The organism is Citrobacter sp. L55 (genome assembly GCF_002850715.1).
Taxonomy (GTDB): domain Bacteria; phylum Pseudomonadota; class Gammaproteobacteria; order Enterobacterales; family Enterobacteriaceae; genus Citrobacter; species Citrobacter braakii.
Genome location: NZ_KZ559399.1, coordinates 39,720 through 52,000, shown reverse-complemented (window position 1 = coordinate 52,000; position 12,281 = coordinate 39,720). Strand labels below are relative to the sequence as shown.

Sequence of the window (12,281 nt, the reverse complement as noted above, 5' to 3'; positions counted from 1 at the left end):
CTATCTTCCACTCAATCCATCGAGGAAATAAACTAATACCATAAATTTATTTAATAAATAATGAGTAACAGCGTTACTTCATCTCGACAAGCATCAACAAGAACTGCTCAGGAGTCTTTATGGATGCACTTAGCCGATTACTTATGCTTAACGACCCGCAGGGCTCGATTGATCAAAACTGCCTGCTGAGCAGGGACTGGCAACTGCCGCACGCGGCGGGTGAGCTGTCCGTTATCCGCTGGCATACGGTAACCCAGGGATTTGCTCAACTGGATATGCCAGACGGAACGTCTTCTACGTTACGCCCAGGAACAATAGTCATTCTGCCTCAAAACTCCGCGCATCGGCTGTGCCAAACAGGGGAAGAACAAACGCATATTGTCTGCGGAAGCCTGCGATTGCAGGCATCTTCACGCTATTTTTTAACCGCCCTTCCGGAAATATTAATACTGGCACCAGAAGATAACAGTCCCATTAGCCACTGGCTGAAGGCCATGATTGCGCTGATGCAGCAGGAATACATCAACGATCTGCCTGGCTCCAACATCGTTTGCAGCCAGCAATGCGCTACGCTGTTCGCGTTAGCCGTTCGCGAGTGGCTAGCCCAGCCGACACCCGCTAAAAATGTGCTGAATTTACTGCTGCACCCAAGGCTGGGTGCCGTTGTCTTCATGATGCTGGAGTCACCGGCTTTTCCCTGGACTGTCGAAGAACTGGCAAAGCGTGCCCATATGTCGCGGGCCAGCTTTGCGCAGCTATTCCGTGAAGTATCAAACTCCACGCCGCTGGCGGTGTTAACCGAGCTACGCCTGCAATTCGCCGCCCAGATGCTGTCACGCGGATCGCAGCCGTTGATCGTTATTGCCGAGTCGGTGGGTTACGCCAGCGAATCATCGTTTCACAAAGTCTTTTTACGGGGATTTGGCTGCACGCCGGGCGAGTACCGCAAACGCGTGAAAGCGTTGGCGGCATAACGCACCGCCTGCTTCGGCAACAAAACCGACGCAGGCGAGCGCTTCAAGGCATTACTTTTAGCTACGATGCCTGTGCAGCCACATCAGCTTATAAGCTGCCGGAATAATAAACAGCGACAGCAATGGCGCGGTAATCATGCCGCCAATCATCGGCGCGGCAATGCGGCTCATCACTTCTGAGCCCGCCCCTGTCCCCCACAAGATTGGCAACAGGCCCGCGATAATCACCGCCACGGTCATCGCTTTCGGACGCACGCGCAGCACCGCGCCGTGATACAACGCTTCATCCAGCTTATCCGCCGTAAAGGTTTGCGGATTTTCCAGCGCAGGCTCGGCTTCAATAGCATGGCGCAAGTACATCAGCATCACTACGCCAAACTCCGCGGCAACGCCAGCCAGGGCGATAAACCCGGTTCCGGTCGCAACCGACATATGGAACCCCATCCAGTAGAGGAACCAGATCCCTCCTACCAGCGCAAAGGGCACGCTGGTGATAATCAGCAGCGCTTCACCAAAACGACGGAAAGCCAGATAAAGCAGGACGAAGATAATCATCAGCGTCATCGGCACCATCAGTTTGAGCTTATGGCTGGCGCGTTCAAGCAGCTCGAACTGCCCGGAAAACGCCACGCTGGTCCCCGGCTTTAACTGTACGTTTTCAGCGATCGCTTTTTTCAGATCGTTCACCACCGAAACCATGTCACGGTCGCGGGCGTCGATATAAATCCAGCTGGTGGGTCGCGCATCTTCGGTTTTCAACATCGACGGACCAGAAACCACTGTCACATCTGCAACATCAGCCAGCGTGATTTGCTGCTTCATGGGCGTCAGAATAGGCAGATTACGCAGCGCTTCCGGGCTATCACGATAGCTCTGCGCATAGCGAAGGTTAATCGGATAACGTGCAATCCCTTCCACCGTTTCGCCCACCATCGCGCCTCCTACCGCGGAGGTGACAAACAGCTGTACCGCGCCAACGGTCATACCGTAGCGGGCTGCTTTCTCCCGATTAATGGCCACATTAATATAGCGCCCGCCCACCAGCCGCTCAGCCAGCGCCGAAGCGACGCCCGGCACGGTTCTGGCTACCTCTTCGATTTGTTCCGCCGTGGCGTCGATATCAGCCAGAACATTACCTGACACCTTTATCCCAATCGGGCTTTTGATGCCGGTAGAAAGCATGTCGATACGGTTACGAATAGGCGGAACCCACAGGTTCGCCAGCCCTGGCAAGCGCACGGTTTTGTCGAGTTCGGCGATGATTTTGTCCATCGTCATCCCCGGACGCCACTGATCCTGCGGCTTCAGTTGGATCGTTGTTTCGACCATTTCCAGCGGCGCGGAATCCGTTGCGGTTTCCGCCTTACCGGTTTTACCAAACACACGCGCCACTTCCGGAACGGTCATGATCAGCTTGTCGGTTTTTTGCAGCATATCCGCCGCCTGCGCCGCCGAAATCCCCGGCAGGGTTGACGGCATATACAGTAGATCGCCTTCGTTAATCTGCGGCAGGAATTCACCACCGACTTTATTCAGCGGGTAGATAACCGTCAGTATTGAAAGTACCGCCACCAGCAGGGTGGTTTTAGGCCAATGCAGCACCTTCAACAACAGCGGATGATAAATACGGATCAGGAAACGGTTAAGCGGGTTACTGCTTTCCGCCGGAATTTTGCCACGGATCCAGAATCCCATCAGGATCGGAATGACGACAATAGCCAGAAACGCCGCGCCTGCCATGGCATACGTTTTGGTGAACGCCAGCGGGCCGAACAGTCGCCCCTCTTGCCCCTCGAGCGTGAAAATAGGGATAAACGACAGGGTGATAATCAGCAAGCTGATGAACAATGCCGGGCCGACCTCTACCGAGGCATCGGTAATAACCTTCCAGCGCGTTGCGTTATCCAGTTTTTCATCCGGATGCTGATGTCCCCACTCTTCGAGCCGCTTATGGGCGTTTTCAATCATCACGATCGCGGCATCGACCATCGCCCCAACGGCAATGGCAATGCCCCCAAGCGACATGATATTGGCGTTCAGCCCCTGGAAATGCATCACGATAAACGCGATACACAGTCCCAGCGGTAGGGAAATAATCGCTACCAGCGCCGAACGCAGATGCCACAGGAACAGCGCGCATACCAGCGCAACAACGATAAACTCTTCCAGCAGCTTATAGCTCAGGTTATCAATAGCGCGATCGATGAGCTGACTGCGATCGTATGTTGTAACTACCTCAACGCCTTCCGGCAGGCTGCTTTTCAGCGTGTCGAGTTTGGCTTTGACGGCGGAGATCACTTCACGCGCATTTTTACCGGAACGCAGAATTACCACCCCGCCCGCCACTTCGCCTTCGCCATTCAGTTCGGCGATCCCACGGCGCATTTCCGGCCCAATCTGCACACGCGCGACATCGCGCAGGTAAACAGGTACACCGTCGGCCCCTGTTTTCAGGACGATATTATTGAAGTCATCAAGCGTTTGTAGATACCCACTGGCGCGGACCATATATTCCGCTTCAGCCATCTCAACAGACGAGCCGCCCGCCTCCTGATTCGACGTATCCAGTGCAGATTTCACCTCCGCCAGGCTGATGCCATATTGCGTCAGCTTCATCGGGTCGATAACAACCTGGTACTGTTTAACCACGCCGCCTACCGAGGCCACCTCTGCCACGTTCGGAATCGTTTTTAACTCATACTTTAAAAACCAGTCCTGAAGAGTACGTAACTCTGCCAAATCGTGTTTACCGCTGCGATCGACCAGCGCATATTCAAAGATCCAGCCGACGCCCGTGGCGTCCGGTCCCATCTCCGCGCTGACCCCTGCCGGTAATTTCCCCTGAACCTGGTTGAGATACTCCAGTACGCGCGAGCGCGCCCAGTAAGGATCGGTGCCATCTTCGAAAATGACGTACACATAGGAATCACCAAACTGCGAGAAACCACGTACGGTCTTCGCGCCCGGTACCGACAGCATGGTGGTGGTCAGCGGGTAAGTCACCTGATTTTCAACGATTTGCGGTGCCTGCCCTGGATAGCTGGTTTTGACGATCACCTGAACATCAGAGAGATCGGGCAACGCATCAACCGGGGTATTGATGATGGTCCAGGTTCCCCAGATACTGAGAAACAGCGCCCCCATCATCACCAGAAAACGGTTTGCCACCGAACGGCGGATAATCCATTCAATCATTTATCATGTCCTCAGTGTGAATGGGTCGCCTGGGCTGGCTTTGCGGATGCGTCTTGCGCACCACTGTTCTGCGCGCGCATACGATCCAGTGCACCAGAGATATTCGCCTCGGAATCAATCAGGAACAGACCACTGGACACCACTTTTTCACCTTCAGTCAGGCCTGAGCGGATAGCCGTCAGCCCTTGAGATTCATGGAATACCGCAACCTGCTTCGGTACAAATCGACCTTCGTTATCGACAGTGATCACCCGTTGCTCGGTGCCTGTATCAATCAACGCCTTTGAGGGGATCAGCAGCATCGGTTCACTTTGCGTTTTCAGTTGCAGGTAAGCATTCATCCCCGGCTTGAGAGCCTCATCAGGGTTATTGACCTGCAAACGGATCTGCAGCGTACGCGTGGAGGCATCGACACTAGGTAAGATATTCCACTTGCTAATGGTGAAAGGCTTATCCGGCCAGGCGGGCACGGTGATGGTAAATTGCGAGGCGTCTTTGATCAGCCAGGCGATAGATTCCGGGACCGACGCGCTGACCCATACCGGGTCCATCCCCTGAATTTTCGCAACCACATTGTCTTTGGAAATGTTCATGCCGGTACGCAAATCGAATGCGGTAATCACCCCATCAATAGGGGCTTTCAGGGTAAAGCGGGTCTGAATTTTACGCGTCGATTTTAAGCGCTGAATATCCGCTTCCGGCATACCGGCCAGACGTAATCTCTCCAGAATCCCTTCCACCTGTGTCGCGCTGCCGCCGGTCTCCCGCAGTAACAAATATTCGCTCTGCGCCTCAACCCAGTCGGGAATCGTCAGATCGATAAGCGGCGCACCTTGCTTAATTTTGTCGCCCACGGTTAGCGGGTAAACCTTCTCAATAAAGCCTGCGGAGCGAGCCTGGACAATAACAAACTGGTATTCGTTATAGCTAACGTTAGCCGGGAAAGTTTGCGCATAGTGCAGCGGGCCACGGCGCACAGGTTCTGTTTTCAGCCCCAAATTTTGGGTCTGAGTGGGATCGATACGCACGCCAGGCGCTGACGCGCTCGCGGTCTCTTCATCGGCATATTTGGGGATCAGATCCATATCCATAAACGGTGATTTACCCGGCTTATCAAAGCGCGTGTTCGGGTACATGGGGTCATACCAGAACAACACTTTTCTGGCTTCTTTTTGCGAAGCCTGCCCGGTTTCAGCCGTTACGTTTGCTGATGAATAATAAGTATAAATACCGACAGAAATAACCCCACCGGCAATCATGCCAGCGAGAATAAGCGCGGTATTTTTAATATTTAAAGACGCCATAGTGATTTCCATTGCGCGATAGTCTCACCCGAATTTCGAAGAATCCGGGCAAGAATAAAAGAGACCAGCGAGAACGTTATTTACTGAAGTGAATATCGCGTAACACAGAGAGATTTCCCTGCTGAACAAACGTAAACGCAACCTTATCGCCGGGTTTAATATCGTCAGCCTTGGTGTCGGCAACCCGCGTAAAACGCATCGTCATGGCAGGCCAGTTCACCGCGGCAATGGGATCGTGCTTGATCGTGATTTTTTTACTTTCTTTATCAATAGCTTCAATCACCCCGGTGGCGCTAATGACGTCTTCCTGTTGGGCCGCTGGCTGCATGTTCATCATCTCGCCATGCTGATGCTCATTGGCCTGAGCGTTAAACATGACCACAGAGAAAAAGCTAAACAACACGGCTTTGGCGGTAGTATTCATACTTGATGCTCCTGAAAAATTAATATTAAGGATTACTCCACCCAACCGCCGCCTAAGGCAGCAAACAGCTTAATTTCATTAACCTGTTGGGCGTAATTAAGATCGAGCAGCGATTGCTGCGTAGCGAATAAAGAACGTTCAGCGTCCAGTACTTCGATGTAGCTAACCGCACCATTTTGATAAAGCGCTCTGGCGCGTTGTAAGGTGATTTGCAATGACGTCAGGTAGCGCTGCTGACCGCTAATTTGATCGGCAATGCTTTGGCGCAACACCAGCGCATCCGCCACCTCTTTAAACGCGTTCTGAATTTTTTGTTCGTAATTCACCACCGACTGCTGTTGGCGAATTTCAGCGAGGTCGAGATTGGACTGATTACGTCCGGCGTTAAAAATGGGAATATCTATTTTGGGGACAAAATTCCACATGCCGCTGGTCGCATTAAATAAGCTGGAGAGATCGCTGCTGCTGCTGGAAACTGAACTGGTCAAGGTAATCGACGGGAAAAACGCTGCTCGTGCGGCGCCGATATTGGCATTCGCCGCCATTAATCCGTGTTCAGCTTCCAAAATATCCGGGCGCTGCAACAGGATTTGCGACGAGAGCGATGGCGGCAGCGTTACTGGTTTGATATCCCCGCTGCTGCGCATCTGGTCGTTGGGTAATTTCCCGTACGTACCCAGCAACAGTTGCAGCGCGTTGTTCGCCTGCGCCAGTTCACCTTTACGCTTCGCGATTTCGCTGCGCGTGCTTTCAATCACGCCCCGCGCCTGTTCCAGCGCCAGTACGTTGGTGCTTCCGGTCAGCAACTGCTTCTCAACAAAAGCGTAAGAACGCTGATAGTTTTGCAGCGTTTCTTCGGCAATTTGCAGTTGTGCATAAGCCAGACGCTGATTGAAATAACTTTGCGATACGTTGGAGATTAATGAGATGTGTACCGCCCGACGCGCCTCTTCGCTGGCAAAGAAGTTCTGTCGCTCGGCTTCACTCATATTCTTCAGCCGACCAAAGAAGTCCAGATCGAAACTAAGATTGAGTCCAGCTTCGAATTCACGATCGGTGCTGCTATCGCCTTTTAATTTGCCGCTGTAAGTACCGCTGGAACCTGCCGTGATTTGCGGATAGCGGTCAGCGTCCGTGACGCCATATTGCGCTCTCGCTTCCTGAACTTTTAGCACTGCCATACGTAAATCGCGGTTATTGACCAGCGCCTCGCCAATCAGCGCCTTTACCTGAGAGTCAACGAAGAAGCTCCGCCAGCCCGTGTCCTGATATCCCACCGGTGCAGAAACCAGGGCGTTCTGGCTTAAGGAGAATTGCTGCGGCACAGGCAATGTCGGACGCTGATAGTCCGGCGCCAATGAACAACCGGCGAGAACGAATACAGCGCTGAGGGTAAGAAGCTTAAATTTGCTCATAGTTCTTCTCGTCCTGACCGGACTGATGGCCCTAAAAAATGTAGGAATTTATAGTGTTGTACTTTAACGAAGTGACTCTGTTTAAGCGGTGACAGGAAAATGACAAAACTGTCATTTTCCCAATAACCGATTGCTATCCGATCCCGCTTCCCTAGAATTGAAAGTCCGCACAACCCGTGTGAGAAGGAGAATGCGATGAAGGTGTTGATAGTCGAAGATGAGAAAAAAACCGGTGAATACCTGACGAAAGGCCTGACGGAAGCGGGTTTTGTCGTGGATTTAGCGGATAACGGCCTGAACGGGTACCACCTGGCGATGACCGGCGATTACGACCTGCTCATACTCGACATCATGCTGCCGGATGTAAACGGCTGGGATATCGTACGGATGCTGCGTTCCGCTAACAAAGGGATGCCCATTCTTCTCCTCACCGCGCTGGGTACCATTGAACATCGGGTTAAGGGTCTGGAATTAGGCGCTGATGATTATCTGGTCAAACCGTTCGCCTTCGCCGAACTGCTGGCGCGGGTCAGAACGCTGCTGCGCCGCGGGGCGGCGGTGATTGTCGAAAGCCAGTTTCAGGTCGCGGATTTAATGGTCGATCTGGTCAGCAGAAAAGTCACCCGCAGCGGGACGCGTATTACTCTGACCAGCAAAGAGTTTACCCTGCTTGAGTTTTTCCTGCGTCATCAAGGGGAAGTTTTACCCCGCTCGCTGATCGCTTCCCAGGTCTGGGATATGAATTTTGACAGCGATACCAATGCCATCGACGTCGCCGTTAAGCGTCTGCGCGCCAAAATTGATAACGATTTTGAGCCGAAACTGATTCAGACCGTACGCGGCGTGGGATATATGCTTGAGGTTCCTGATGCCCAGTAAACGATGGCGGCGCCCTTTTTCGCTGGCAACACGACTGACCTTTTTTATCAGTCTGGCGACGATCGCTTCATTTTTCGCCTTTGCATGGATAATGATCCACTCCGTGAAGGTCCATTTCGCCGAGCAGGACATCAATGATTTACAAGAGATCAGCGCCACGCTGGAGCGGATTATTAACCAACCCAACGAGCCGGAATCACGCCGTCTGGAAACGCTAAAAAACGTGGTTGAGGGCTACTCGAACGTCATTATTTCTCTGGAAGACAGTAAGCAGAAAGCCATTTTTCATTCGCCAAATGCGCCGGATCTCCGGCAATTTATCGCCAGCGCAAGACCGGATAAAAATGCCCATGCCAGCGATGTTTTTATTATATCCGGCCCAACACTGCAAACGTCCAAACATATTCACGGACAAAAAACGTCGTCTAACTGGCGAATGATTCGCCTACCGGTAGGAAAGCTGACTGATGGAAAAGCGGCGTATACGTTGTATCTGGCGTTATCGATCGATTTTCATCTGCACTATATTAACGACCTGAAAAACAAACTGATTATGACGGCATCGCTGATTAGCATGATGATTGTATTTATCGTGCTGTTCGCTGTGTATAAAGGCCATGAACCGATCCGTAATGTCAGTCGGCGCATCCAAAATATCACCTCAAAAGATCTTGATGTGCGCCTCGATCCGCAAGCGGTCCCTATTGAACTGGAACAACTGGTAAGTTCGTTTAATCACATGATCGAACGCATCGAGGATGTATTTAAACGTCAGTCGAACTTCTCGGCGGATATTGCCCATGAGATCCGCACGCCAATAACCAACCTGGTCACACAAACGGAAATTGCGCTCAGCCAAACCCGTAGCCAAAAAGAGCTGGAAGACGTGCTGTATTCCAATCTTGAAGAGTTTGGTCGTATGTCGAAAATGGTAAGCGACATGCTGTTTCTGGCGCAGGCAGACAACAATCAGCTTATCCCGGAAAAGACAGCGCTTAATCTGGCCGATGAGGTTGGTAAAGTGTTCGACTTTTTCGAAGCCTGGGCAGAAGAGCGCGAGGTTGGCTTACGTTTTGAAGGACGCGCATGCTGGGTTTCAGGCGATCCGTTAATGCTACGCCGGGCAATGAGTAATCTGCTTTCAAATGCCATGCGCTACACGCCAAAAGGCGAGTCGGTAACCGTGCGGGTGAAAGAGGCGGATGGCCTGGTCCAGATAGTCGTGGAAAATCCCGGCCCCCCCATTCCCCCACAGCATCTATCGCGGCTATTTGATCGTTTTTATCGGGTTGACCCTTCGCGACAGCGTAAAGGCGAAGGCAGCGGTATTGGCCTGGCGATTGTGAAATCGATTGTTATCGCCCATCAGGGGAAAGTCTCGGTGACATCCGATCAGCTTGCCACCCGTTTTATTCTGACGCTGCCCAAGCATGCGATGTAATTTATGGTAATGGCGTTGATACCTTAAACAATTCGAGTTGCAGGAAGGCGGCAAGAGAGGTAATCCCCGGTCACTTACTTAAGTAAATGACTGGGGTGAACGAGCGCAGCCAACGCATATGCAGCTTGAAGTATGAACGATATATATCATCACCGATTCTCTGACATAACCGTCATAGTCCTGTCACGCCGCTGACAGCCCTCACCAATTATAATTTCTTCCGTAAACCCAAACAGGAGAAATATGATGAATAAGATATCCTCTTTTTTCGCTATCGCGTTTTTTATTTCAGCTGGCGTTAATGCGGCAGACACACCCAAAATGCATCAGCAGGCCGCAGCAGCCCATGAAATGATGAATAACAGCAGTGCCCCTGCACATCAACAAATGGCGCAAGAACACGTCGCGCAGACGAATAATTCAACGTCAACGCCATCCCAGGCTCGCCCCTTTTCACAAATGAATAAACATGAAAAAGCGATGGTCGTTCACCAGTCAGTGAATAACGGTCATTCATATGCCCATGAGGTTCAGGCCAGGCAGCACCGCGCACAGATCCCCGCGCAAGGGTAACGTTGTTCTGTGTTGAATAAAATGTCCATCAATTCACTATGTATGAATATTGCGGACAAAACGCGCCACGCAGGCCTGTACATATACAAGCCTGCGTTCCTGCCATTAATGTCAATATTAATATTTCTTTAAACACTTCATTAAAAAGTAAATATAATTAAGCGTTTTATCTTACTTGTATAAACTACGTAATTCACCTGCTTGTAATGTTGCATATTACAGCCCCCCACGCTCTCACCATTAATATAAATTAGGATTCCCCCTGGTATGCGTCATTAATATTTAATGGGAGACTGCCGTCGTCGTAAACATGACATTCGAACAGTTCGTATTCCTATAAATAAACTTAATGATGATAGTGAGCAAAAAAATGAAAAAACGTCTGCTGACCCTCTTTGTCCTCGGCCTGACAACGGCCACAACAGCATGCGCAATTACCCCGGCAATGCAGAAAAAGTATGAACATTCAGGTTGTACACAAATGAGTGAACTCAATGGCTGCGATATCAATAAATCCTATCAGTGGAACCGCGATCATGGTTTTATTGAGAACGGCAACAGCCAGCAGAGCCGTCATCATCATCATGGTGAAGAGCAGCAAAATACCGCTGACCGGGATAACCACGATAATGCCGATATTTACGGCAAATTCAGCGGAAATTACGTAGCCAAATTTGCCAATGGTCAACGCAGCGTTGATATTCACGTCGAGGGTTCCAGCGTGTACGTCAATGGTAATGAAGTGCGTGACGTAAATACCTATCAGGATACGATGACCTTCCGTGTCGGCTATGCCACTTACACCATTAAAACGAATGGTCGCGGTAGCTGGAATGACAGCGATGCCGGGAATGATGGCAAAATTGTGCGCGAGTAACGGATACCGCCACAATGAAAAAACTGATTTCCACGTTGGTTATTATGGCTAGTCTGTCGGGCTGTGCCGAACATCCTTATCTTTCTGCAGCCGCTGCTGGTATTGGGGCCGCAGCAGTTGCCACGGCGATCGCTAATCACAAAAACCGTGAAGCCAACCGTGATAAAGAGCATGAACGCCAGGAGCGTGAGCAAAGGGAGAACCAGCATGCGTGGCGGCATAGTCACCATCACTCCGATGATGACGGCCATTACTATCACCGCTAAGTCAGCACAAAGAGCGCTGCGATCACAGCGCTCTCAACGGTCATGTATTACAGTATGCCGTTTTAATACTGGAGTCAGGCATGGCATTAACCCTCACGGTATTGCTTGAAAACAGGCGCGCTGCGAGCGCAGATAAATCATTACGGGCAAAGCCTGGATTAAGTCTGTTAGTTCAGGATGAAACCACCACCATACTATTTGATACCGGCCCGGACGACAGCTTCATACTTAACGCCGCGCAAATGGGCGTAGACCTGACGCAATTGACCGCCGTGGTTCTTTCGCACGGCCATTACGATCACTGTGGCGGCGTGCCGTGGCTGACGGATAACAGTCGTATCATTTGCCATCCCCAAATAGCCTTCGAACGGTACGCCTCAATAACCCTGGCGGGAACGCCAAGAAAAATAAAAAAACTCTCGCGTGATAACGACTACTCTCGACTAATCATGGAATACACCCGTGAACCGTTGGCGATCAGCGATCGATTTTTGTGGTCCGGGGAAATTAGTGTCGCCACTCCACAGGCCTATGGCGTTATTAGCGAGAAAACACCTCAACCGGATTACATCAGCGACGAAGGCGTATTGATCTATAAATCTGATCGCGGGTTAGTCATCATTACCGGATGCGGGCATCGGGGAATAGAGAATATCGTACGCCATTGCCAAAACATCACCGGCGTTAACCAAATTTACGCCCTCGTCGGTGGGTTCCATTTACGCACCGCCTCCCCCGCTAAGCTATGGCGAACCCGACAATTTATTAAGCAACAACAACCAGAAAAACTACTCGGCTGTCATTGCACCGGTTCGTGGGGTCGATTGTGGCTACCGGGAACTGACGCCCCGGCAACGGGAGATGTGATTGTGCTGGCAGAGTAACGGCGGTAAGACATTGCCGAAAAAGCAATAAAAAGCGGGAGCCTTACGG

General features: G+C 51.3%; 11 protein-coding genes. 7 read left to right on the top strand and 4 right to left on the bottom strand.

The annotated features are described in order from the left end of the window. The first annotated feature begins 119 nt into the window (after nucleotides 1–119). Complete coding sequence (rclR, locus tag B9P82_RS00260) at nucleotides 120–974, top strand: reactive chlorine-specific transcriptional regulator RclR (RefSeq protein ID WP_101699772.1); 855 nt, start codon at nucleotides 120–122, stop codon at nucleotides 972–974. Nucleotides 975–1,031: 57 nt separating this feature from the next. Here the strand turns inward: rclR and B9P82_RS00255 are convergent, their stop codons facing one another. The 4 genes from B9P82_RS00255 to B9P82_RS00240 form a co-directional block, all read right to left on the bottom strand. Further along, nucleotides 1,032–4,169: a CusA/CzcA family heavy metal efflux RND transporter gene (locus B9P82_RS00255; protein WP_101699771.1), complete on the bottom strand. Its 3,138-nt coding sequence runs from the start codon at nucleotides 4,167–4,169 to the stop codon at nucleotides 1,032–1,034. 11 nt (nucleotides 4,170–4,180) lie between these two features. Next, entirely contained in the window at nucleotides 4,181–5,473 is a 1,293-nt protein-coding gene (locus B9P82_RS00250; RefSeq protein WP_101699769.1) for an efflux RND transporter periplasmic adaptor subunit, read from the bottom strand. 76 nt (nucleotides 5,474–5,549) lie between these two features. Beyond that, entirely contained in the window at nucleotides 5,550–5,897 is a 348-nt protein-coding gene (gene cusF / locus B9P82_RS00245) for a cation efflux system protein CusF (protein ID WP_101699767.1), read from the bottom strand. A gap of 32 nt (nucleotides 5,898–5,929) precedes the next feature. Further along, complete coding sequence (locus B9P82_RS00240) at nucleotides 5,930–7,312, bottom strand: efflux transporter outer membrane subunit (RefSeq protein WP_016155924.1); 1,383 nt, start codon at nucleotides 7,310–7,312, stop codon at nucleotides 5,930–5,932. A 195-nt stretch (nucleotides 7,313–7,507) separates the two neighbouring features. On the opposite strand from B9P82_RS00240, the gene cusR reads away from it, so the two are divergent. The 6 genes from cusR (at nucleotide 7,508) to B9P82_RS00210 (ending at nucleotide 12,232) form a co-directional block, all read left to right on the top strand. Continuing rightward, on the top strand, nucleotides 7,508–8,191 hold the full coding sequence (gene cusR / locus B9P82_RS00235) for a copper response regulator transcription factor CusR (protein ID WP_016152149.1): 684 nt from the start codon (nucleotides 7,508–7,510) through the stop codon (nucleotides 8,189–8,191). After that, a complete protein-coding gene (locus B9P82_RS00230; RefSeq protein WP_016152148.1) occupies nucleotides 8,181–9,632 on the top strand; it encodes a Cu(+)/Ag(+) sensor histidine kinase in 1,452 nt (483 codons plus the stop codon). The genes cusR and B9P82_RS00230 overlap by 11 nt, the downstream gene beginning before the upstream one ends. A gap of 246 nt (nucleotides 9,633–9,878) precedes the next feature. Next, nucleotides 9,879–10,205 carry a hypothetical protein gene (locus tag B9P82_RS00225; protein WP_016152147.1) on the top strand — a complete coding sequence of 109 codons (327 nt, stop codon included), beginning with the start codon at nucleotides 9,879–9,881 and terminating at the stop codon, nucleotides 10,203–10,205. A 370-nt stretch (nucleotides 10,206–10,575) separates the two neighbouring features. Next, nucleotides 10,576–11,082 (top strand): hypothetical protein, encoded by a 507-nt coding sequence (locus B9P82_RS00220; protein WP_053389938.1) that lies wholly within the window; start codon nucleotides 10,576–10,578, stop codon nucleotides 11,080–11,082. A gap of 14 nt (nucleotides 11,083–11,096) precedes the next feature. Next, nucleotides 11,097–11,348, top strand: a complete 252-nt coding sequence (locus B9P82_RS00215) for a membrane lipoprotein lipid attachment site-containing protein (RefSeq protein ID WP_019076216.1) — start codon at nucleotides 11,097–11,099, stop codon at nucleotides 11,346–11,348. Between the two features lie 80 nt (nucleotides 11,349–11,428). Continuing rightward, nucleotides 11,429–12,232, top strand: a complete 804-nt coding sequence (locus tag B9P82_RS00210; RefSeq protein WP_101699765.1) for an MBL fold metallo-hydrolase — start codon at nucleotides 11,429–11,431, stop codon at nucleotides 12,230–12,232. Nucleotides 12,233–12,281: the final 49 nt, after the last annotated feature.